This is a genomic window from Salidesulfovibrio onnuriiensis (assembly GCF_008001235.1).
Classification (GTDB): domain Bacteria; phylum Desulfobacterota; class Desulfovibrionia; order Desulfovibrionales; family Desulfovibrionaceae; genus Pseudodesulfovibrio; species Pseudodesulfovibrio onnuriiensis.
In genome coordinates, this window is record NZ_CP040751.1 from 2,078,526 (window position 1) to 2,101,295 (window position 22,770).

Consider the following 22,770-nt stretch of genomic DNA (forward strand, 5'->3'; position numbering starts at 1 on the left):
GAAGGCATCATTGTTGGAGGACTTATTATGACCGTGCGTTTTGATCAGAACAGGCGTCGTTTCATCTGCCGCTGGCAGGAACCGACCCAAGTGGTCATCGACAAGAAGACCGGGACCATCAACCGGTCGCGCGTGATCAGCATCAAGGTGAGTGAAACGGGTAAATTGAACAAGCGGGACTGCAATCGCCATGAAGGCCATCCCATGTACCCGCACATCGACCGTTTCAACAGGAAACTCAACCAGATGAACTACTTCCCGCTCAAGCAGGAAGGTCACAAGTGCTGCTGCTGCGGAACCAGCGAAAGCGTGAGCCCGCACTACGACATCGGCACCAAGACCATCATGTGGTTGTGCACCGAGCACCAGTTCGGGTGCCCCACCGCTGATTGCAATTAGAACTGACGGTTCAGCAAAAGAATAAGGCCCTATCGAAATTATCGGTAGGGCCTTATTCCTTTAGGAGGAGTTTGACGGTTGAAGGGCTTTGTTTTCATTGAATATAGCAAGCAGGGTGCCAGACATGGTTTTCTTGGTTATGTTTCCAAAAATAAATGTGTAACCACTGAATTGTGTTAGGAAAAAATCTGGATCGCCATAAATATCATAGGCGCTCGAAGTTGTTCTGCTATTTTTATTATTATGAGAGTGAAAGTGGGAAATTATCATTTTTGTAAGCCTTGTTTCGCTTTTTGATAAAAATGTCACCGCCGCATGATTTGTTTTTAGAAATTTGCAGAGGCATGGGACAGAAGCCTTTTTATGCGCTAGGGTAAGGAAAAGCCTATTGCAAGGAAGGCTTTCCGGGGAGTGCATATGGTGGAAGAAAGACCGCTGATCGATGAACCGTCCGACGACGACCTGCTCTTTGCGGACGAGGAATCTGCCGATCGCGAGGAAACCGGGCTTTCGGCGTGGAAGCTCATGATTGTGGACGACCAGGAGGACGTGCACAACATGACGCGTCTTGTGCTGGGCGACTTCACCTTCGAGGGGCGCGGTTTGGAATTCCTGAGCGCCTATTCCGGCCGGGAGGCCAAGAAGCTCATTTCCGAGCACCCCGATACCGCCGTGATGCTTCTGGACGTGGTCATGGAGGACAACCAGGCCGGTCTGGACGTGGCCAAGTTCATCCGCGCCGAGGCGTGCAACCGCCTGACCCGCATCATCCTGCGCACGGGCCAGCCCGGGCAGGCCCCGGAACGCAAGGTGGTCACCGAGCTGGACATCAACGACTACAAGCAGAAGACCGAGCTGACGGCACAGAAGCTGTTCACGGCCGTGACCACTGCCATCCGTTCCTTCCGCGACCTCCTGCTTATTGAGGAAGGGCGCAAGAGCATGCACCTGCTTGCACTCTCGGTTGCGCATCAGGTGCGCAACCGCACCGTGGCCATTGCCGGGTTCGCCAACCTGCTGCTGAAGAAGACCCAGGAAAACGGTTCCATCAAGGAGTACATCCGGACCATTCTGGACGAATCAGAGCGCTTGGAGGATATGGTCGGCGCGGTCAATTCCTATGCGGCCATCCGCGAACCCCAGTTGACAACGGTGGAACTGGCCGAAGCCGTGGACCAGGCCTGCGACCGGGCCGATGTCCATGCCCAGCTTCTGGGCAAGAAGGTGTCCTGGGCAAGGAATCTGAACCAGCAGAATGTGGATGCCGATCCGGAATTACTGAGTCGCCTGCTGGACGCCCTGCTGAACAATGCCGTGGATTTCACAGACGAGTCGCCGGTGCGGATCTCGGTATCCGTTCGTGGCGGTGAGGAAGGCTGCCGGGTGGCCGTGGAGGATCACGGCATCGGCATCTCGGAAACCGATCTGCCGCACATCTTTGATCCCTTCTTCTCCCAGAAGCCCCATGGAGCGGGCATGGGCCTTGCCATTGCCCGCAAGGTGGCCGACGAGCACCAGTGGGACATCGTGGTCAAGAGCAGGGCGGGACACGGTTCCACCTTCGACGTCTTCATTCCCAACCGGCTGCCGGTCAGGCGGCCCTCCGAAGAACCCCGCATCGATTGACGGCGGGAGCGCTGAACACGTTGCTCAATCCCTGACGATACGGGTCCCCGAACGGCCCGCCACGGCTTGGTCGATGGAATCGATGGAGCAGATCACGGCTTCCCTTCCTCCGTTCCCGAGGAATTCCAGACAGGCCTCCACCTTGGGGCCCATGCTGCCGGGCGGAAAGGCTCCTGTGGCCAGCAGCCGTCGCGCCTCGCTCGCGGTGACGGTGCCCAGGAGATGCTGTTCGGGCGTGCCGTAGTCGAGGTAGGCACCCTCCACGTCCGTGACGATGCAGAAGATTTCCACGCCGACCTCGCGGGCCAGGCAGGAACTGGCCAGGTCCTTGTCGATGACCGCGTCCACGCCGCAGAATTTTCTGCCCTGGCGGATGACCGGTATGCCGCCGCCTCCGCAACAGATGACAATGAAATCCTGGTCGATGAGGCGCTTGATCTCCCGCTTCTCCACAATGGTTATGGGCCGGGGAGAGGCCACCACCCGGCGCGGTCCCTTGGCGGTCTCGCGCACCGGGTAGGGCGCGCTCAAAGCCTGGTCCTCGCGCAGCACCGGCCCGATGGGCTTGGTGGGATTCCCGAAGCCGGGGTCATTCGCATCCACCACCACATAGCTGAGCAGGCTGACGAGGGGCTTCTGCTCGGCTCCCTCCAGCTCCATGAGTTCCGTATCCAGGGAGGATTCGATCATGTAGCCGATCTGCCCCTGGGTCTGTGCCACGAGGATTTCCAGGGGCAGTTTGGCAGTGTTCTTGGAGCAGCATTCCTGGCGCAAAAGCAGGTCGCCCACCTGCGGCCCGTTGCCGTGGGTGAGGATGATCCGAAAGGTCTGAGACAGACGGGCGACCTGTTTGAGCGGTGTTTTCAGGTTTTCGAACTGCTGTTCGATGCTTCCTTCCTGGCCCTTGCGGATAAGCGCATTGCCGCCAAGGGCCAGGAGCAGGATCGGGGCCAGGGCCATACTATCTCCAGCCGGGCTTGCGTTCGTCCAGCAGGCGGAGCAGTTCGCTTTCCAGGGTCGGGCTGTTGGCGTCGCCGTAGCCGTAGGAAACGCGGGCCGTGGGCTTGCTCACTTCCACCACGCGGGTGAGCTTGGCCGGGGTGCCGAAGAGCACCAGGTCGCAGTCCGTGGCCTCGATGGTGGCCTCGAGGTCCTTGATCTGCTGCGCGCTGTAACCCATGGCGGGCAGGATCGGACCCATGTGCGGATACTTCTTGTACACGTCCGCAATGGAACCCTTGGCATAGGGACGCGGGTCCACCATTTCGGCCGCGCCATATTTCTCGGCCGCGACAGCGCCCGCGCCGAAGCTCATTTCCCCGTGGGTCAGGGTGGGGCCGTCTTCCACCACCAGCACGCGCTTGCCCCTGACCGAGGTTGCCTCGTCCACGGAAACCGGCGAGTTGGCCTTGATGATGGTTGCGCCCGGATTGTGGGTGGCGATGTTGTTGCGCACGGTTTCCACGTCGTTGGGCAGGGCGGTGTCCACCTTGTTGATCACGGCGATGTCGGCCATGAGCATGTTGGTTTCGCCCGGGAAGTAGGTCAGCTCATGGCCGGCCCGATGCGGGTCGAAAATGGTGATGTAGGCGTCGGGCTTGTAGAAGGAGGTGTCGTTGTTTCCGCCGTCCCAGATGATGACGTCGGCTTCCTTTTCGGCCTCGCGCAGGATGGCCTCGTAGTCGATGCCGGCATAGACCACCATGCCCTGGTCCACGATGGGTTCGTATTCTTCACGCTCCTCGATGGTGCATTCGTGCTTGTCGAAGTCCTCGTAGGTGGCGAAGCGCTGCACGGCCTGTTTGGTCAGGTCGCCGTAGGGCATGGGGTGGCGGATGGCCACGACCTTCTTGCCCATATTGCTCAGGATGTCGATGACCTTGCGGGTGGTCTGGGACTTGCCGCAGCCGGTGCGCACGGCGCAGACCGCCACCACGGGCTTGGTGGATTCCACCATGGTGTACTGCGCGCCGATGACCATGAAGTCCGCGCCCAGGGACTGCACCTTGGAGGCCCTGTGCATGACCTCCACGTGCCGGATGTCGGAGTAGGAGAAGGTCACCAGGTCCACCTCGTGCTTCTTGATCAGCTCGCCCAGTTCCTTTTCGTGGTGGATGGGGATGCCGTCCGGGTATCCGTCCCCGCACAGCTCGACCGGATAGCGCCTGCCCTCGATCCCTTCGATCTGGGCCGCGGTGAACGCCACCACCTTGTAGCGGGGGTTGTTGCGGAAATAGACGTTGAAGTTGTGGAAGTCCCTGCCAGCGGCACCCATGATGATGACTTTCTCGACCATTGTTCCTCCGATTCGGGTTTTGCCTTTTCAATATGAAAGAACGAGGCAATTGGTTCGATAAGGGTAGTATGACGTACCACATTTACCGAATCGTGGAAAGCAGGGCTGAAAATGTTTTGCGTTAGTGAAAAATCAACTTTTTCAACCGTCATAGGCAAAACTGATGGAGGGGAGGAGAAACCTCAATGCGCGCGGGACTAGAGATGGACGGTGTTGAGCACCACGGAAAGGGCCTTGAACCAGAATTGTGCCGTGTCCCCGGGGCGCAGGGCCATGTCCCGGGCGGCCTGTCCCGAGATCAGGGCGCAGACCTCGGTGCCGTCCTCCAGCCTGCCCGTGATCTCCGCGACCGCCGGTGATTCCAACACGCGGAGGATGGTGGCCCGCAGCCGGTTGCGGGCGCTGCCCGTCGTTTCGGAATTTCCGGCCATGATGTTGACCAGCGGGGCCTTGATGGTGGCCGCCACCGGGCTGCCCTCGGCCAGGCGCATGCTCTGCAGGCTGTCCGTGGTGATGATGGCGCAGATCTCCACGCCCGATCGCGTGCGCAGGGAGACCTCGGCCATGACCGTATCCGTGACGATGCGTTCCACTCGGCCGATGAACGAGTTGCGGGCGCTGGTGCGCTTGCGCATGTCCTGCTGGGCCAGGCGAACGATGGATTCGACGTCCTGGCTGGTGAACTGCTGGAAACCGGCGGCCAGGTCCAGGGAGGACTGGCCCAGGATTTCCTTGACCACGGCCAGGGGCACGCCGCCCCGGAGCATTTCCACGGCCCGGGTGTTTCGCAGCACGCGCGGGTTGGCCAGGTCCCTGGGCAGGCCGCATTCCTTGCCCCGCGCATAGCAGGTACGTCGCAAATACCCCGGATCGACGTGGAAGAATTCCCCGCGTAGGGCGCAGCCCATGGGACTTGCCAGCATCTCGGACACCGATGCGTTGAGCTCCTCGGGAAGGGGCACTTGCCGGATGGCGTTGCGTCCCTGGATGGCGACCATGGAACGTTCGTGGTCAAACGCCGAGCGGTCGTCTAGGGAAAGGATCTCTCCCAGCCTCGCGCCGGTATGCCGAAGGAGCAGGAAGACCATGTGCAGCCGTTGCCTCGCCTGCATGCTTTTGCCGCCCCGGGCCGCGTTTTTCCAGGCCGTGAAGGCCGCCTCGAATTCCCGCAGCTGGGCGGCCTCGAGATGGCGAACCTCCTGGGATACGCTGAATATGTCCTGGGGAGCCAGTCTGTTCCGGGGGCTTTTGTTGTCACTCATTGCTTGCGGAGATGTCACGGATTTACCTGTTTGCGTGATGCGCTTGCCTTCACGGGCTTCATGAGACAGGCATTGATGCTGGTATACTTGTTTTTTCGCACAAATGGGAGGGGAATTGTATGGGCCTGGTGGTGAGCGTCGGCAAGCGGCTGAAGCACTTTGACGTGCGCATGTCCTTTTCCTGCGCCTGCGGGGAACTGACCGCCGTCGTGGGCCCGTCCGGGGCCGGGAAAACCACCCTGGTTCGCCTGATCGCCGGGCTGGAACGGCCGGACTGCGGCACGGTCACCCTGGGCGGCCGGGTCTGGACCGATACTGCCTCGGGCCGCAGCCTCCCCCTGCAGGAGCGGGGCGCGAGCCTTGTCTTTCAGGACTACACCCTGTTTCCCCATATGAGCGTGCGCAATAACGTGGCCTTTGCGGCCCGGGACATGGAGGTCGCCGAAAGGTACATGGACATGTTCGGCGTCCTGCACCTGGCGGATTCCAGGCCGGGGTCCATCTCCGGCGGCGAACGCCAGCGCGTGGCCTTTTGCCAGGCCCTGGCCCGGGAGCCCCGGCTCCTGCTGTTGGACGAACCCTTTTCCGCCCTGGATATTGCCACGCGGCGCAATGTGCGCAGTCGTCTTCGGGAACTGAAGCGCGAGTTGGGCATTCCCATGGTGCATGTCACCCACGACCTGGAGGAGGCCGCATACCTCGGAGACGCCATCCTGGCCATGGACAGGGGATGTGCGGCCCCGGACTGGCTCGAGCGCCAGATCCGTTTTCATGACAACCCGGAACCAGCGGCCATTCGGGCCGCCTTGTAGGAAATCCCATGAGACTGATTCGTATTGCCGTTGCCGTATGTGTTCTTTTGCTGGGCGCTTCGGGCCTGGCGCAGGCCGATAATCTGGTGCTGGCGTCGGGCGCCGGCTACAAGAAGATGGTCAACGAGCTGGTGGCCGTCTACGAACAGAGGACCGGCCAGACGATAGACCGCCTTTACGGAAACATGGGCCGGGTCGTTGCCTTGTCCAAGGAAAGCGGGCGCGTGGACATCGCCTTGGGCGCCGAGGACTTCCTCAGGAGCGGCGGCCTGGAATTCAGGTCCACCCATATGCTGGGCAAGGGCAGGCTGGTGCTGGCCTATCCCAAGGGAAGCTCCTGTTCGAGCGTGGCGACCTTGGATGATCCCGCGGTCAAGCGCATTGCCCTGCCGGACACCTCCAAGGCCATCTACGGCCGCGCGGCCAGGGAGTTCCTGACCTCCACGGGCAGGCTGCCGGACATCAAACCCCGCCTGGTGGAGGTGGCCACCGTGCCGCAGGTCTTTTCCTACCTTGTGGCGCACGAGGTGGACATGGGCTTCCTGAACCTGACCCACGCCCTGCATGTGCAGGACAAGCTGGGCGGCTACGTGCTGGTGCCGGAAAAGGATTACGAGCCCATCAGCATCGTTGCCGGGGAATTGCAGGGCGGCGGCAAGCATGAGCAGGTCCTGGAATTCTTCCGTTTCCTGGCCACTCCCGAGGCCAAGGCCATCATCAGCAGGAGCGGCCTGTAGGCATGAATGCCCTGGAGGTGCTGCAACAGCCCGAAACCACCGGGCCGCTCTGGCTGACGCTCAAGGTCCTCGCGGTTTCCGGCCTGCTGCATCTGGTCACGGGCGTGCTTCTGGGCTATTACCTGACCGGCCGCCGGAGCCTGGGGCGCGGGGTAATGGATTTCCTGGTCTCCCTGCCCCTGGTCTTTCCGCCCATTGCCACGGGGTTCGTGCTGCTGCTCGTGCTGGGGCGCAGCGGCTGGCTGGGAAGGTTCGCGCCCATGGATATCGTGTTTTCCTTTCCAGGCGTGGTGCTGGCTTCGTTCGTGGCCGGGTTGCCGCTCATGGTCAAGCCCGTGGAGGCGGCCTTGCGCGGCGGTTCCGTGGTGCGTCTGGCCGAGGTTGCGCACATGCTGGGAAAGAGCCCGTGGCGGACCTACTGGCTGGTGCTGCTGCCCAATGTGCGGCGCAGCGTGGCCTCTGGCTGGTTTCTGGCCCTGGGGCGTTCCCTGGGCGAGGTGGGCATCACCCTCATGCTCGGGGGCAACATCATCGGCAGGACCAACACCTTGTCCCTGGAAATCTACAATGCGGTTTTCAGCGGCGAGTTTGAACGGGCCATGGTGCTTGCGGGCATCATAGGCGTTTTTTCACTGACCATCTTCCTTGTGGTCAAGCGGCTTTCCGCCGTGGAGGAATAAGAAATGAATACAATAATGAACAGGGTGCGGGACAAGGTCATTCCCGTCTGGGAAGAGCACGGCCTCATGAACGAGACCATTACGGTCATGGCCGGTCCACTGACCGTGGAGCAGGCCATCGGCACCCCGGACGGCGAGGATTTCCCCATCCAGAAGGGCAAGGAGAAGCTCATGGAGGCCTGCTTCCGGGACGAGCGCGGCCAGGCCTTTACCGATCATTACGGCAACTACAGCGGCACCCTGGCCCAGGTGGTTTCCCTGCCCTTGGACAACAATTTCCATCGGGCCGTGTTCGTGGCCACCCTCAATGCGGTCTCCCGCTCCCTGGGCAAAGCGGAAAACACGGTCCATTGCAAGGACTGCGGCCCCAAGGACTGCGCCCAAAAGCTGCCGGCTTACATTCGTGAAAAGTACGGAAACTGCCGCATCACCCAGGTGGGGCTCCAGCCCGCCATGGCCGAGGCGCTCAACGTCGAATTCGAGCTGCGCCTGCTGGATTTGGACCCCGACAACATCGGCCAGGTCAAGCGCGGGGTGCTGGTGGAAGGCCAGGAAACCGCAGCCGAGGCCCTGGAATGGGCTGACCTCCTGCTGGTGACGGGAACGACCTTTGCCAACGGCACCATCGATCCGTTCCTGTCGGAAAAGCCGGTGCTCTTTTACGGCACCACGATTGCCGGGGCCTCTTCGGTCATGGGTTGGGAACGGTTTTGTCCGCAAAGTACCTGATTTGATGTGATATTGACTGCTTGCCCCTGAGACGGGGCTGTGGCAGAAGAATATGTCCCGTTCTTTCCGGCGTCCTTTTCGGACGGCAGGGGATGGGGCATTTCCTTTCACCATTACACGGACATCGTCGCATGCAGAACCTTCCCTTTCTCCTGGTGGTCCTTTCCTCCGTGGCCCACGGCTACTGGAACTTCCTGTTCAAGCAGGCGCGCAACAAGGATGCCTTCCTCGGATTGAGCAAGCTCATCGAACCCGTTGTCTACGCCATTCCCTTTGCGGTGGCCGTTGGCATGTGGGGGCTGGATCTTTCCTCGCTCTGGTATGTGGCGGGCGGAACCCTGCTTGCCGTGGCCAACTATTGCTGCCTTTCCGGCAGTTACAAGCGGCTGGACTTGACCATTGCCTATCCGGTCTCCCGGTCCAGCACGATCTTCCTGCCGTTTCTCGCCTTGCTGTTTTTCGGGGAACGGATCGACGGTGTCGGCTGGGTCTCGGTGCTGCTGGTCTCCGTGGGGGTGTTCGTTATCCAGCTCAGGAGTCTGCGCTCTCCCCGGTTGGCAGGAGGCGGAGCCGGTTTTGGAGTGGGCATGGCCTTTGCCGTGCTGGCCGCCTTTACCGTGGCACTGTATACGCTCTGGGGCAAGATGGCGGTGCGCCACATGCACCCGTTCATCTACATGTACTGCTACACCCTTGCGTCGAATGTCTATTTTCTGCCCCGGCTCAGGCGGCTGGACCGCAGCGAGGTTGTCCGGGAGTGGCGCTTGAACCGCTGGCGCATTATCGGCGTCGCGGTATTGAACACGCTTTCCTTCGTGCTTATGCTTTTTGCCCTGAACCTGGGCAAGGTCACCTATGTGGGAGCCCTGCGGCAGCTCAGTCTCGTGGTGGGCGCAGGACTCGGCTGGTGCCTCCTGCGCGAGCCGTTCACCATGCCGCGCGCCGTGGGCATCGTGCTGATTATCATCGGCGCCTGCCTGACTTACGTGGCGAAATAAGGCAAGGAACGACGGTTTGTTTTTCACAGATGTTTTGTGGAAAACTGATGAATGGTGCTATTGGTCGCAATGTGAAGACTATTCGATTTGGTTTTCGTCAAAGTCTTGTGGATAAGGTGCGTAGAGAGCCCCGGTTTGCCGTATTTCGCATGGAAGTTACGAAGTGGATAGGCGACTTCTTTCCTCTGGTAATGGTGTCATATTGGGCGGTGTGTGGAATATCGCAGTATGATATGATTTTCTATATTTTGTCTTTCGCATGATTCATTTATAAACTTAATGAAATATTGTTGTCGAACAGCTTGCCGAACTCTGTTGCATTTTTCGTAACATCTTTGATCTGCACGTAATTTACCATACCTGTCATGGGATATTTTTCAATATGCATTGCTGCATTAATTATTTGGTGTAGTGAATCAAAAAATACAACTTTTCTCTTCGTGTCAGCAGAATTCTGGTGTAGGTTGCGAAGTGTTGTATGTGGTGTTTGTTTATATAATGGTTCGTATCGTTTCCCAATAGTTGCAGAGGGCAGGACTCAAAAGGTTGAGACTGTCTGTTGGCAGGTTGGGTGATAGCAAGTTTTTCGGCCGTGGTCGTTGTTGCTGGCGGAACGGTCGCCTTTTCCCGTTTCGGGCATGGAAGGGGTGCCCGGAGCTTCACGCACAAGCGCAAGGAGATACTCTGTGAGTAATTCTATTGGCATGAATACAACGTTCTCTCTTCATGGCGGTTCCGTCAGGTCGAGCGGTGGAGGCAACATCCTTTTAGGGACTGACGGTAATGACGTCCTGACGGCTGCGGTGGATACCGATCTCGTCAAAGGACTTGGCGGTGATGACACCATATACGGATTCCAGGGAGGCATTCCTACCGCAAGCAATGCAACTCTTGATGGCGGTTCCGGGAACGACCTGATCAACGGAGGCGCCGGTGCTGAAATCATTTTTGGCGGTTACGGCGACGATACCCTGAATGGCGGAGCCGGGAATGACGTCATCTACGGATTCCAGGGAAGTGGTTCGCCTGGGGCCAGCGGTGCAGGCAGCGACGTAATGGCTGGCGGCCTCGGCGACGACACACTTTATGGCGGTGCCGGAAGCGATACGTACAAATATGAACTGGGCGACGGCAATGACGTCATACAGGACAGCGGTCCGTCCTCCGACGTGGATACCCTGGTCCTTGGGGAAGGCATCACCACGGATTCCATCACCGTGACCCGTGGTATGACCGAAGATCCCTGGGGCGGGTCTTATGAAGAACCGTATCTTGTCCTCAATTTCGCCGATGGAGGAACAGTCCGTTGGGACGGAAGTGTTGAAAAGGTGAAGTTTGCAGACGGTTCGGTCTGGACTTCCGAGGAAATTTTCGAACAGTACTTTGCTTCAGCTGCCACAGCCGGGGATGACGTAGTCAATGGCTTCGACTTCAGGGATGATGCTATTAATGGTGGTGCCGGCGACGACCAGCTTTATGGTTGGGGTGGGAATGACACTCTTTACGGTGGGACCGGGAATGATGTTCTGAACGGTGATGCCGGAAGCGACCGGTATGAATACAACCTAGGTGATGGGCAGGATATTATTCAGGACTATGCCTCCGACGGCGATGTCAATACGGTTGTCTTGGGAGCGGACATTGACAAGGATTCGGTGAGCGTTTCGCGTCTTTCTCCTTACTCGGAAGACCTGAAGCTGAATTTCAGCGACGGAGGCAGCCTGCAGTTGACGGACGGCATCAACTCCGTATTGCTCGCGGACGGAACCTCCTGGAGTTATGATGAACTGAAGCAACGTTACCTGGATCAAGCCGGAACCGATGGTGATGACAGCATACGCGGCTTTAATGGCGACGATACGCTATCCGGCGGCAAGGGTGACGACACGCTTGTTGGTTCCTACGGCAGCGATACCTATCTCTACAACCTCGGCGACGGCAACGATATCGTCCGGGATGGAGGCTATTCCTCCATCGACGTGGATACGCTGGTACTTGGTAATGGTATCGACAAGGAAAATGTCACGGTCACCCGCACTTCTCCTTACTCCAGTGAGTTTGTTCTTCATTTTGTTGACGGTGGTTCCGTCCAGGTCGATAGCCGTCTGGAGCAGATTCAGTTTGCCGACGGAAGCACATGGTCCCAGGAAGATTTACAGCAGCAGTATCTCGCACAGGCCGGAACCGACGGCAAGGACTACATATGTGGCTTCAACGATAGAGACGACACCATTGCCGGGGGGAAGGAAGACGACACCCTTGAAGGCCTGAGTGGTAACGATAAATACGTATATAATCTCGGTGACGGCAACGATATTATCCAAGAATGGTGGGGCGGTGGGAACGATACCCTGGTTTTCGGCGATGATATCACTCTCGATTCCCTTTCCGTGGCAAAGCCGGATGACAATGGTTCCCAGCTGGTGATAACCTTGGCGGATGGCGGCACCGTAACCCTGGATGAAAACGTCGAGGGTGTCCGTTTTGCCGACGGTACCACCGCCACCTATGAAGACCTCCTTATCCTGAGCCAACCCAATGTGCTGTTGGGCACTGACGGAAATGACAGACTTCGCGCCCTGATCGATACGGACATTGTCGACGGCCTTGCCGGGGATGACACGATCTACGGGTACCGGGGTGAAGGCAATGCCGTGCATAATGCGGCCCTCATGGGTAATGACGGCAATGATGTAGTTGTCGGCGGAGCCGGCGCGGAAATCATTTATGGTGGCATGGGCGCTGATACCCTCCGAGGCAATGGTGGCGACGACGTCATGTATGGTTTCCAAGGTGCCTCCATTCATGGCTACCCGACGGCATCCAGTAATGCGGGTGGGGATGTGTACGACCCCATGACCGGGGAAGTGATCACTGGCGGAAGCTTCAGCCTGAATTCCGAGTCCGCAGCCAGTGGCGCTGATGGCGGCGATTATATGGACGGCGGAGCCGGAAACGATACCATGTTTGGTGGCGCCGGAAACGATACTATGCTCGGCGGCGAAGATGACGATCAGTTGTTTGGTGAGGCCGGCGACGACAAGCTCTACGGCGGCAACGGCCAAGACGTCCTTTCCGGCGGTCAGGGTTCGGACACCCTTATCGGCGGCAACGGTAACGATATTTTGTTTGGAGGACATGGGACGGCCAGTAACGCAGGCAGCTCCGTGTTCGACGGCGACATGGCCGGTGCAGAGGCCGGTATCTCCTTCAGCCTGAACTCCGAATCCGCAGCCAGCGGCGCTGACGGTGACAACTACCTGAACGGCGGGGCCGGCAACGACACGCTGATTGGCGCTGACGGCAATGATCGCCTTATCGGTGGAGATGATGACGACAAGCTGTATGGGCAGGCGGGTAACGACTACCTGAATGGCGGCGACGGCAACGACCTGTTGGAAGGCGGTCTTGGCGACGACAAGCTCTACGGCGGCAATGGCGATGATACGTTGATCGGCGGTCCGGGGAGCGATACCCTGAGCGGCGGCAACGGCAACGACCTGTTGATAGCAGGGCAGTCTTCCAGCAATGCGGGCAGTGCCGTGTTTGACGGAGACATGGCCGGTGCCGTATCCGGTGTCTCCTTCAGCCTGAATTCCGAATCCGCAACCAGCGGCGCTGACGGTGACAACTACCTGAACGGCGGGGCCGGCAACGACACGCTGATTGGCGCTGACGGCAATGATCGCCTTATCGGTGGAGATGATGACGACAAGCTGTATGGGCAGGCGGGTAACGACTACCTGAATGGCGGCGACGGCAACGACCTGTTGGAAGGCGGTCTTGGCGACGACAAGCTCTACGGCGGCAATGGCGATGATACGCTGATCGGCGGTCCGGGGAGCGATACCCTGAGCGGCGGCAACGGCAACGACCTGTTGATAGCAGGGCAGTCTTCCAGCAATGCGGGCAGTGCCGTGTTCGACGGCGACATGGCCGGTGCCGTATCCGGTATCTCCTTCAGCTTGAACGCCGAATCCGCAGCCAGCGGCGCGGACGGCAACAGCTATTTGGCCGGCGGCAACGGCAATGACACCTTGCTTGGCGCGAGCGGCAACGACACGCTCATGGGCAATAATGACGACGATGAGCTCTACGGCAAGGATGGAAACGACGTGCTGAACGCCGGGGACGGCAACGACCTGCTTGATGGCGGGCTTGGCGACGACAAGCTCTACGGCGGCAATGGCGCGGATACTCTGTCTGGAGGGCTTGGAGCAGATACTTTGAGCGGTGGCAGTGGTGATGATGTGCTTTATGCCAACAAGGAGGTCGTTGATCCTTGGTTCATGGAGTACGACTATGAAAACAACAGCCTGAACGGTGGTGATGGAAACGACACCCTGCATGGCTCCATGGGCAACGATACGCTTCTCGGTGGTAACGATGATGACGTGCTTTACGGCCAGGAAGGCAACGACTACCTGAACGGCGGCAACGGCAACGATCTGCTGGAAGGTGGCCTTGGCGATGACAAGCTCTATGGCGGTAACGGTAATGATACCCTGATCGGCGGTGCAGGTAACGACACGCTTGTGGGTGGTGTCGGTAACGACGTCTACCGTTTTGGCATAGGCGATGACAGTGATACAATTGTGGATACCGAAGGCAGCGATTCGATTCTGTTCGGTGAAGGTGTTGGGGCGGATGACCTGTTGTTTGCTCGCGACGGCAACAGCCTTACCATAGGGATCATAGGTACGGACGACAGCCTGACAATCAAGGGATGGTATGCGAACGCCAATAATCAGGTGGAGGAATTCCATCTCAGCGACGGCAGCGTGCTCATGGCCGGACAGGTGCAGTCCCTTGTGGACGCCATGTCGGCCTACACGCCGAGCTCTGCCGGCGTCCTGACCGTGCCCAACGAGATACAGGACGATGTCCAGGCCATCATCACGGCCAACTGGCAGAAGTCCTAAGACAGAACAGACAAAAAGGGGCCGTCTTCGGGCGGCCCCTTTGTTTTTGGGGATGGTACTCCGGCAGCCGTTGCGGCCGATGGTTCACAAAGCGATGAAATTCCCTTAAAACAACCGTTATCGATTCCGGGTGGGGACCTGCGTATTTTTCTGTTCGGAAGAGGAGCCCCGATTCGAAAACAGATATTTTTGACGGACGCGATTCTGTATTTGTTTTGAAAGAGCTCTCCATTTTTTAGCCACAGCTAACAATTATAAAGATTTGAATGACCAACGATAAGAATCAGACCAATGCGGGTGGGGCGGAAAAGGAACAGCCGGTGGATACCGGCCTCGTATCCCTGATACTGCTGGCACGCTATCACGGGGTGGCCGCCGATCCCGAAGGCATTCGCCACAAGTTTTCTCCTCCGGGCGAGCCCATGCAGGATGTGGACATCATGCGCGCGGCCAGGGTCCTGGAGCTCAAGGCCAAGGTGCTGCAGCGCGACTGCGCCACCCTTGCCAAGGTGCCCTTTCCGGCCATGGCCCAGATGCAGGACGGGACCTGGCTCATTCTGGGCGGGGCAGGGGAAGAGGACGTGCTCACCCAGGTTCCGGGCGAGCGGGGCGTCCAGAAGATCCCATTGGCCGAATTCGAGGAACGCTGGTCCGGCAAGCTCATGCTCATCACCAAGCGCAGCGTGCTGCCCGACGCCCTGCGCCAGTTCAACATCACCTGGTTCATCCCCGCGCTTCTCAAGTACAAGCGGCTGTTCGGCGAGGTGTTGCTGCTTTCCTTTTTCCTGCAGCTCTTCGGGCTGGTGACGCCGCTCTTCTTCCAGGTGGTCATCGACAAGGTGCTGGTGCACAAGGGGCTGACCACCCTGGACGTGCTGGCCATCGGCCTCATGGTCATCTTCGTATTCGAGGTGGTCATGGGCGGCCTGCGCACCTGGCTTTTTTCCCACACCACCTATCGGGTGGATGTGACGCTCGGGGCCAAGCTCTTTTCGCATCTTGTTTCCCTGCCGCTGGCCTATTTCAACGCCCGCCGCGTGGGCGATTCCGTGGCCCGCGTGCGCGAGCTGGAAAACATCCGGCGCTTCCTGACCGGTTCCACCCTGACCGTGGTGCTGGACCTGATCTTCACCTTCGTCTTTCTCGTGGTCATGTTTTTCTACAGCTGGCAGCTCTCCTTTCTGGTGCTGGGCATAATGCCCTTTTACATCGGGCTGTCCGTGTTCGTGACCCCGGTGCTGCGCCGCCGCCTGGACGAGAAGTTCCAGCGCGGGGCCGAGCAGCAGGCCTTTCTGGTGGAGACGGTCAACGGTGTGCAGACCCTGAAGTCCATGGCCGTGGAACCCCAGTTCCAGCGCCGTTGGGAAGATTTGCTGGCGGGCTATGTGAAGTCGGCCTTCCGCACCGACAACCTGGGCAACTTCGCGGTGCAGGCCACCACCTTCCTGAGCAAGCTCTCCACGCTGCTCATTCTCTGGATCGGTTCCCGAGCGGTCATCGACGGTGACCTCAGCGTGGGCCAGCTCATCGCCTTCAATATGATGGCCGGACGCATCAACGGGCCCATCCTGCGGCTTTCCAAGGTCTGGCAGGACTTCCAGCAGGCCGGGGTTTCGCTCCAGCGCCTGGGGGACATTCTCAACAACCCCACCGAACCCGGCTACAATCCCAACCGTTCCACACTTCCGGCCCTGGGCGGGGACATCAAGTTCGAGAACATCAGCTTCCGCTACCGTTCGGATACTCCCTTCGTGCTTACGGACGTGGGCCTGCACATCAGAAAAGGGGAGACCATCGGCATCGTGGGCCGGTCCGGGTCGGGCAAGAGCACGCTGACCAACCTGGTGCAGCGCCTGTTCGTGCCGGAAAAGGGCCGGGTGCTGGTGGACGACATCGACCTGACCCTGGTGGACACGGCCTGGCTGCGGCGGCAGGTGGGCGTGGTGCTGCAGGAGAACATGCTTTTCAACCGCTCCGTGCGCGACAACATCGCCCTGGCCGACCCGGGCGCGAGCATGGACCGCGTGGTGCAGGCCGCCCAGTTGGCCGGGGCACACGATTTCATCCTGGAGCTGCCCGAGGGCTACGACACCATCGTGGGCGAGCACGGCACCGGGCTTTCCGGCGGCCAGCGGCAGCGCATCGCCATTGCCCGCGCGCTCATGACCAATCCGCGCATTCTCATCCTGGACGAGGCCACCAGCGCGCTGGACTACGAATCCGAGCACATCATCCAGCAGAACATGGCCGCCATCTGTTCGGGCAGGACCGTGCTGGTCATTGCCCACCGCCTGTCCACGGTCAAGGATTGCGACCGCATCGTGGTGGTGGAGAAAGGGCAGATCGTCGAGTCCGGCAGCCATGATCAGCTCGTGGATACCGGCGGCTACTATTCCAAGCTGTGGCAGTATCAGTCCAAGGGACGTGGGGAGGCCGTGCAATGATCGGCAGAATGAAAGACAAGGTTGCCCGTATCTCCGAGGCCGCCAGGGGCAAGGCCCGCGAGTGTCGGTTTAGCCAGCCCACCACGGAAATGGAATTCCTGCCCGCAGCCCTGGAGGTGGTGGAAACCCCGCCTTCGCCCATTGGCCGGGCCACGGCCTGGTGCATCATGATTCTGGTTGTGCTCATGGTCTTCTGGGCCGTTCTGGGCAAGACCGACGTGGTTGCCGTGGCCGAGGGAAAGATCATTCCCAGCGGCCGGGTCAAGACTATCCAGCCCCTGGAGAGCGGGGTGATCACCAAGATCAACGTTCATGAGGGCCAGCTGGTCAAGGCGGGCGACCTGCTTATCGAACTGGATACCACCACCAGCGGCGCGGACGTGGAGCGGCTTCAGGGGCAGCTCAACGCATCCCTGCTGGAGGAGGCCCGGCTGGAAGCCTTGCTGAGCTGGGATCCTGAAAGCGGGGGGATGCCAGAGCTTGTCGTTCCCGAAGGGGCCAAGCCTTCGGATGTCATGCAGGAGAAACGTTACCTGGGCCAGGACGCCAAGGCCCTGCTGGCCAAGCTCAACGGGTACGACAACGAGGTCCGCAGGCTGACGGCCAAGAGACAGGCTGCCGCGCATACCGTGGAGAAGCTCAAGGAACAGTTGCCCATCATCACCAAGCGGGCCAACGCGCGAAAGAAGCTTTACGACCAGGATGTGGGGTCGGAAAACGACTGGCTACAGGTGGAGTCCGAGCGTATCGAGATCGTTCAGAACCTCAAGACGGAAGAGCAGGAACTGGCCGAGGCCGAGGCCTCCATCGACGTGGCTCAGGAACAGCGGCTTCAGGCCCTGTCCGAATACAGCCGCGACCTGCTGGAGGACAAGACCACGGTGTCCACGGAAGTGGATTCCCTGACCCAGGAGCTCAAGAAGGCAGCCCACAGCGATACGCTGCAGCGCATCACCGCACCCGTGGACGGCAAGGTCATGAAACTGGCCGTGCATACCATCGGGGGCGTGGTCACCCCCGCCCAGGAGCTCATGACCCTGGTGCCCCGGAATTACCAGTTGGAGATCGAGGCCAAGGTCAAGAACAAGGACATCGGATTCGTGCGTGAGGGACAGGAAGTGGGCATCAAGCTGGAGGCCTTCCCGTTCACCGAATACGGCACCCTGGACGGCACCGTGCAGTCGGTTTCCGGAGACGCCATTCAGACCGAGGAGGGCGACCTGTATTTCCTGGCGCGTGTGGGCATGAAGCAGAGCCACATCATGGTCAACGGCAGGCGCGTCAACCTGACGCCCGGCATGCGCGCCACGGCCGAGGTCAAGATCCGACAGCGGCGTCTCATCGAGTTCTTTCTTTCTCCGCTGCTCAAGTACACCAGCGAGAGCATGAAGGAGCGGTAGACGCCTAAACTTCAGTGAAGCTCTGTTTACAGATGCATGAGTGAAAAGGCCGAGGGGAAAACCTCGGCCTTTTTTGTGCCTGCCATGGGGACATAAAAAAAAGGGCTTCCGAAATATCGGAAGCCCTGGCGCCGGAGAGCCGTGGACACGATTAGAGGAACATGTACACGGCCGCCAGCCCGGTCAGGGACATGGTAATGGTGTACGGAAGAGCCAGGAGAACCATGCGCCCGTACGACAGACGGATGACGGGCGCAAGAGCACTTGTCAGCAGGAAGAGGAAGGCCGCCTGGCCGTTGGGGGTCGCCACGGACGGGATGTTGGTGCCCGTATTGATGGCGACGGCCAGTTTGTCGAAGTGCTCCATGATCTCCTTGACCTGTACGGCGGCGCCCTGCGGCAGGGTGGAAAGTACATCCGCCCGCGCCACATGGGCGTCCGTCAACCTGTCCATGAGTGCTTGGCCACTCATGCCTATCCCGGGGATGGCGTCCAGCACGTGAACAAAGTGAAGTTTGGTTTCCGAAATATAGACGGTGGCCACGAAGACGTTGTCCGAAATGGAGGACAGCAGTCCGTTGGCAACATAGTAGGCTGCAAGCTGGCTGTGCCCTTGCAGGCCCAGCACATACCCGATGATCGGGGCGAACAGCTCCTGGGAATGGATCACGGCCACCACGGAGAAGAAGACCACCAGCAGGGCCGTGAACGGCAGGGCCTCTTCAAAGGCGTGGCCGAGCTGATGCTCCTCGGTGATGCCCGTGAACGAGGTGAGCAGCACGATGACCGAGAGGCCGATGAGACCCACTGCCGCGAGGTGAAAGGCCAGGGCCGCGATGAGCCAGATGCCGGTGACGGCCTGGATGACCAGTTTGATCCTGCCGCGCTGGCCCTGCTTTTCCTCCATCTGTATGGCGGTTTCCAGCAGGAAGGACCGGATGTTGCCCGGCAGTTGCGCGCCGTAACCAAAGAGCCCGAATTGCTCCACGGCGAGGCAGGTCAGCATGCCCACCACGAGAACGGGCATGGTCACGGGCATGGCGTGCAGGAAGAACGGGATGAAGTGCCAGCCCATTTCGCCGCCCACCAGCAGGTTCTGCGGCTCGCCCACCAGGGTGCAGACCCCGCCGAGGGCCGTGCCCACCGCGCCGTGCATCATCAGGTTGCGCAGGAACTTGCGGAATTCGCGCAGCTCCTCGCGGTTCTTTTCCTTGATGCTGTCGTCCGAGCTCAGGTCGTGGGTGTCCCCGTAGCCCTTGCCGGAAACGAACCGGTGATAGACATTGTAGAAGCCGTAGGCCACGGCCATGATTACCGCCGTCACGGTCAGTGCGTCGAGGAATGCGGAAAGGAACGCGCCCGCGAAGCAGAACAGCAGGGCGATGGCCTTTTTGGAGCGGATGCGCACCAGGATGCGGGTGAAAGTGAACTGCAGGAAGTCCTTCATGAAGTAGATGCCCGCCACCATGAAGATCAGCAGCAGGATGACCTCAAAGTTCTTGTGGGCCTCGTGGTAGACCGTTTCCGCAGTGGTCATGCCCAGGGCAACGGCTTCGAGCGCCAGCAGGCCGCCCGCGGGAAGCGGGTAGCATTTCAGGGCCATGGCCAGGGTGAAGATGAATTCCGCGATCAACGCCCAGCCCGCGATGAACGTCCCGGCGGTGTACATGAGCACCGGGTTGAGGATGAGAAAGGCCACAATGACCAGCTTGTACCAATCCGGCGCATCGCCGAGAAAGGTTTTCGCAAAGGTTTGCGTCAACGAAGGTTTCATTCCGATCTCCTTGAATCACCAAAAACTGCCCCGAGGACGGGGCAGGGCCCCAGTTTCGGCGGCAGTTGCATGATGAGCAGCGTGTATGTCGTCTGTTCCGGGCTTTCGAGGGTCCGGAAGGCCGGGCGCAGGACGTCCTGCGCCCGGCTCAAGTCTAGTAGAAGAGCATCAGCGCGGTAATCATGACCACCATGTAGATGACGGTCATGCCTGCGCCGCTGCGCACATAGTCTATGGTCCGGTATCCGCCGGGCCGCATGATCAGGGCGTTGACCTGGTGGGTCGGCAGCACGAAGGTGTTGGACGCCGCCACGGCAACGGTCAGGGCCGCCACGCGCGGGTCCACCCCGGCGTTGATGGCCATGTTCATGGACAGCGGCACCAGCAGGACCGTTGCACCCACGTTGGATGCGACCAGCGTGAAGAACGAGGTCAGGATGCCGATGACCGTGAGAAGCACCACCGGCGTCGGCGTGCCCAGGGCGGCCATGATGCTGTCCGCGATGAACTTGGCGGCGCCGGTGTTCTCGAAGGCCATGCCCAGCGGAATCAGGCCGCCCAGCAGGAAGACCGTCATCCAGTCCACGGACTGGTAAGCCTCGTCAATGGTCAGGACCTTGGTGAGCACCATGCCCAGCGCGCCTGTCAGGAGCGCAATGGAAAGCTGGACGTGGAAGCCCAGGATCATGACCAGGGCAATGCCCAGCCAGAGCAGGGCCAGCTTCGCCTTTTCCGTGCGCAGCAGTTCGCCCTTGATGGTCTCGGTGAAAACGAGGTCCGGCAGCCCCTTGAGCATGTGGAACATTTCCCAGCGCCCGTGCAGCAGCAGGGCGTCGCCCGGTTCGATGACGATATCGATGAGGCCGCTGACAAAGAGCTTGTCACCCCTGAAGATGGCCAGAGGGGAAACCTGGAAGCGTTCCCTGATCCGAAGGTCGGCCAGGGTCTTGCCCATGAATTCCGAGCGGGGCGTCACGATCCCTTCCATGATCCCCGCGTTGTTGGGAGAGAGTTCCTCCGCGAAAGACGTCAATTCAGGTTGGAGGGCCCAACCCATGTCTTCCGCCATGTGTTCGACGAATTCCCCGGGACCGACCACAACAAGATGGTCGCCGGGCTGTATGGTTTCCTGCGCGTTGGGGGCGAACAGGTGGCTGTTGCCTCCGTTCCTGGCGATAGCCACCAGGGTGCAGAAGTATGTGGGCCGCAGCGCCAGTGCGCGGAGCGGCTCGTCCCGTTCCCAGGTGTCGGGAACGTGCAGTTCGAAGAGCGAGCCCACGTTGCTGTAGGTGCTGGCCAGCACGGACGACATGGGGCCGGAGTTTTCATCCTCGGCCCTGTTGGGCAGTATGAAACGGCCAAACAGGATGAAGTAGACCAGAGCCGCCGCAATGAGCAGCAGGCCCACCGGGGTGACGCTGAACAGGCCGAAGGCTTCGTAGCGCGTTCCGCCCACCACCATGAGGTCGTTGAGCAGGATGAGCGGGCTGGAGCCCACCAGGGTGAGACAGCCGCCGATGATGGCGCAGAAGCCCATGGGCATGAGCAGACGTCCCACGGGAACGCCCGTCTGATTGCCGATGCGCTTGGCCGCCGGCAGGAACAGGGCGGCGGCGCCGATGTTTTGCATGAAGCCGGAAATGATAGCCACTGTTCCGGCGATGAGGGTCATGATCCGTGATTCGCTCTTGCCTGCGAAGCGGAGAATGATGCGGGCCATGGAGTTCATGACGCCGGTCTTGTCGAGTCCCGCGCCGATGATGATCACCGCGATGATGGAGACCACGGCGTTACTGCTCAGTCCGCTGATGGCCTGTTGCGGCGTGACCAGACCCAGCAGGGGCAGGAGCACCATCATGATGATGCCCACGACATCGACCCGGACCCATTCGAAGATGAACAACAGGACAGCAAAAAAGAGCACGGCCATAACCGTAATGATTTCGGGGGTCATGTTAAGTCCTTGCGATTACTGAAAGTGAAACGTTGCGGGTCCTGCCCTATTTGGCCCGCAACGTTGCACGGGTATAGACGGGAATGACCTTCCTGTTTTTGCAGGTCACGACGGTATCGTCCATGACGTAACGGAAACGGGCGTCTTCCTGGTGCATGGTTCCGATGACGGTTTCCTCGTCACCGTGACGCACTTCATGGGAAAAGAGCAGCCCTGCCGTGGTGGCCCGGTCCGAGAACCTGTCGATGTTTTCCTTGGCCCTGGCCTGGAATCCGTCGAAGTCCCTTCCGGTGGTATCGAGGTTGAGGGCGACCAGGTCGCTCCGTGTCTTGGCGGCCATGTCTATGGCATAATCCATGACGCCGTCGGAAAAAGCGTATCCCTTACAGACGACAAGGATTTTGCAGCGGGTGCGTTCGCTCCGCACGGCCTGGGTTTCGTTTGATTGCTGTACGCTCTCGGCAGTTGCTCCGCGGGTGCCGACGAGCCGTTTGATGAGTGCCATCATAGAACATCCTCCTGATGTTTCCGTGAAGTGCTGTTCGCGGCCGATGACCCACGCTCCCACATGACAGGTGTTGCAGTTTGTCTCGGCCATTGCCTCGTAATGCCTGTTCACCATGTTTTTTACAGCGCTGAAGAGAGCCATGCCTTACTCCTCTTTTTTGGGGTTTGGAGATAATGTCTCTGCCTCTCGAAGCTCTTATGATCAAAACGCATGCCAAGACTTTTTTTAC

At 59.7% G+C, this 22,770-nt stretch carries 16 protein-coding genes; 10 read left to right on the forward strand and 6 right to left on the reverse strand.

The genetic code is table 11. From position 1 onward, the window contains the following. The first annotated feature begins 27 nt into the window (after positions 1-27). Both FGL65_RS09360 and FGL65_RS18235 read left to right on the forward strand, forming a co-directional pair. Positions 28-399, forward strand: coding sequence for a hypothetical protein (locus tag FGL65_RS09360; RefSeq protein ID WP_147820949.1), 372 nt, complete (start codon positions 28-30; stop codon positions 397-399). A gap of 417 nt (positions 400-816) precedes the next feature. Further along, the gene (locus FGL65_RS18235) at positions 817-2,025 is read left to right on the forward strand and encodes an ATP-binding response regulator (RefSeq protein WP_187170337.1); all 1,209 of its coding nucleotides are present in this window, start codon (positions 817-819) and stop codon (positions 2,023-2,025) included. A 24-nt stretch (positions 2,026-2,049) separates the two neighbouring features. Here the strand turns inward: FGL65_RS18235 and FGL65_RS09370 are convergent, their stop codons facing one another. The 3 genes from FGL65_RS09370 to FGL65_RS09380 all read right to left on the reverse strand — a co-directional run bounded on the left by FGL65_RS09370 (position 2,050) and on the right by FGL65_RS09380 (position 5,583). Then, positions 2,050-2,985, reverse strand: a complete 936-nt coding sequence (locus tag FGL65_RS09370) for a carbamate kinase (protein ID WP_147820950.1) — start codon at positions 2,983-2,985, stop codon at positions 2,050-2,052. A gap of 1 nt (position 2,986) precedes the next feature. Continuing rightward, positions 2,987-4,321, reverse strand: coding sequence for a cyclic 2,3-diphosphoglycerate synthase (locus FGL65_RS09375; RefSeq protein WP_147820951.1), 1,335 nt, complete (start codon positions 4,319-4,321; stop codon positions 2,987-2,989). Between the two features lie 197 nt (positions 4,322-4,518). Then, positions 4,519-5,583 (reverse strand): TOBE domain-containing protein, encoded by a 1,065-nt coding sequence (locus FGL65_RS09380; protein WP_147820952.1) that lies wholly within the window; start codon positions 5,581-5,583, stop codon positions 4,519-4,521. Positions 5,584-5,702: 119 nt separating this feature from the next. On the opposite strand from FGL65_RS09380, the gene FGL65_RS09385 reads away from it, so the two are divergent. The 8 genes from FGL65_RS09385 to FGL65_RS09420 all read left to right on the forward strand — a co-directional run bounded on the left by FGL65_RS09385 (position 5,703) and on the right by FGL65_RS09420 (position 18,305). Beyond that, on the forward strand, positions 5,703-6,395 hold the full coding sequence (locus FGL65_RS09385) for an ATP-binding cassette domain-containing protein (RefSeq protein ID WP_147820953.1): 693 nt from the start codon (positions 5,703-5,705) through the stop codon (positions 6,393-6,395). Between the two features lie 8 nt (positions 6,396-6,403). After that, positions 6,404-7,132, forward strand: a complete 729-nt coding sequence (gene modA, locus FGL65_RS09390; protein WP_147820954.1) for a molybdate ABC transporter substrate-binding protein — start codon at positions 6,404-6,406, stop codon at positions 7,130-7,132. Between the two features lie 2 nt (positions 7,133-7,134). Then, on the forward strand, positions 7,135-7,812 hold the full coding sequence (locus FGL65_RS09395) for a molybdate ABC transporter permease subunit (protein WP_147820955.1): 678 nt from the start codon (positions 7,135-7,137) through the stop codon (positions 7,810-7,812). A gap of 3 nt (positions 7,813-7,815) precedes the next feature. After that, the gene (locus FGL65_RS09400; RefSeq protein ID WP_147820956.1) at positions 7,816-8,541 is read left to right on the forward strand and encodes a Rossmann-like domain-containing protein; all 726 of its coding nucleotides are present in this window, start codon (positions 7,816-7,818) and stop codon (positions 8,539-8,541) included. 131 nt (positions 8,542-8,672) lie between these two features. Continuing rightward, complete coding sequence (locus FGL65_RS09405; protein ID WP_187170338.1) at positions 8,673-9,539, forward strand: EamA family transporter; 867 nt, start codon at positions 8,673-8,675, stop codon at positions 9,537-9,539. A gap of 686 nt (positions 9,540-10,225) precedes the next feature. Beyond that, positions 10,226-14,461 carry a calcium-binding protein gene (locus FGL65_RS09410; protein WP_187170339.1) on the forward strand — a complete coding sequence of 1,412 codons (4,236 nt, stop codon included), beginning with the start codon at positions 10,226-10,228 and terminating at the stop codon, positions 14,459-14,461. Between the two features lie 266 nt (positions 14,462-14,727). Further along, entirely contained in the window at positions 14,728-16,905 is a 2,178-nt protein-coding gene (locus FGL65_RS09415; protein WP_147820959.1) for a type I secretion system permease/ATPase, read from the forward strand. Continuing rightward, positions 16,902-18,305 carry an HlyD family type I secretion periplasmic adaptor subunit gene (locus FGL65_RS09420; RefSeq protein WP_147820960.1) on the forward strand — a complete coding sequence of 468 codons (1,404 nt, stop codon included), beginning with the start codon at positions 16,902-16,904 and terminating at the stop codon, positions 18,303-18,305. Before FGL65_RS09415 ends, FGL65_RS09420 begins: the two co-directional genes overlap by 4 nt. 151 nt (positions 18,306-18,456) lie before the next feature. Here the strand turns inward: FGL65_RS09420 and nhaB are convergent, their stop codons facing one another. The 3 genes from nhaB to FGL65_RS09435 form a co-directional block, all read right to left on the reverse strand. Then, on the reverse strand, positions 18,457-20,079 hold the full coding sequence (nhaB, locus tag FGL65_RS09425; protein ID WP_147820961.1) for a sodium/proton antiporter NhaB: 1,623 nt from the start codon (positions 20,077-20,079) through the stop codon (positions 18,457-18,459). Positions 20,080-20,233: 154 nt separating this feature from the next. Next, positions 20,234-22,033 carry an SLC13 family permease gene (locus FGL65_RS09430; protein WP_147820962.1) on the reverse strand — a complete coding sequence of 600 codons (1,800 nt, stop codon included), beginning with the start codon at positions 22,031-22,033 and terminating at the stop codon, positions 20,234-20,236. Between the two features lie 46 nt (positions 22,034-22,079). After that, positions 22,080-22,541 carry a universal stress protein gene (locus FGL65_RS09435; protein ID WP_250645447.1) on the reverse strand — a complete coding sequence of 154 codons (462 nt, stop codon included), beginning with the start codon at positions 22,539-22,541 and terminating at the stop codon, positions 22,080-22,082. Positions 22,542-22,770: the final 229 nt, after the last annotated feature.

Coding starts and splice junctions, on each gene's coding strand:
- FGL65_RS09360 (WP_147820949.1), top strand. CDS start 28: ATGACCGTGCGTTTTGATCAGAACAGGCGTCGTTTCATCTGCCGCTGG.
- FGL65_RS18235 (WP_187170337.1), top strand. CDS start 817: ATGGTGGAAGAAAGACCGCTGATCGATGAACCGTCCGACGACGACCTG.
- FGL65_RS09370 (WP_147820950.1), bottom strand. CDS start 2,985: ATGGCCCTGGCCCCGATCCTGCTCCTGGCCCTTGGCGGCAATGCGCTT.
- FGL65_RS09375 (WP_147820951.1), bottom strand. CDS start 4,321: ATGGTCGAGAAAGTCATCATCATGGGTGCCGCTGGCAGGGACTTCCAC.
- FGL65_RS09380 (WP_147820952.1), bottom strand. CDS start 5,583: ATGAGTGACAACAAAAGCCCCCGGAACAGACTGGCTCCCCAGGACATA.
- FGL65_RS09385 (WP_147820953.1), top strand. CDS start 5,703: ATGGGCCTGGTGGTGAGCGTCGGCAAGCGGCTGAAGCACTTTGACGTG.
- modA (WP_147820954.1), top strand. CDS start 6,404: ATGAGACTGATTCGTATTGCCGTTGCCGTATGTGTTCTTTTGCTGGGC.
- FGL65_RS09395 (WP_147820955.1), top strand. CDS start 7,135: ATGAATGCCCTGGAGGTGCTGCAACAGCCCGAAACCACCGGGCCGCTC.
- FGL65_RS09400 (WP_147820956.1), top strand. CDS start 7,816: ATGAATACAATAATGAACAGGGTGCGGGACAAGGTCATTCCCGTCTGG.
- FGL65_RS09405 (WP_187170338.1), top strand. CDS start 8,673: ATGCAGAACCTTCCCTTTCTCCTGGTGGTCCTTTCCTCCGTGGCCCAC.
- FGL65_RS09415 (WP_147820959.1), top strand. CDS start 14,728: ATGACCAACGATAAGAATCAGACCAATGCGGGTGGGGCGGAAAAGGAA.
- FGL65_RS09420 (WP_147820960.1), top strand. CDS start 16,902: ATGATCGGCAGAATGAAAGACAAGGTTGCCCGTATCTCCGAGGCCGCC.
- nhaB (WP_147820961.1), bottom strand. CDS start 20,079: ATGAAACCTTCGTTGACGCAAACCTTTGCGAAAACCTTTCTCGGCGAT.
- FGL65_RS09430 (WP_147820962.1), bottom strand. CDS start 22,033: ATGACCCCCGAAATCATTACGGTTATGGCCGTGCTCTTTTTTGCTGTC.
- FGL65_RS09435 (WP_250645447.1), bottom strand. CDS start 22,541: ATGATGGCACTCATCAAACGGCTCGTCGGCACCCGCGGAGCAACTGCC.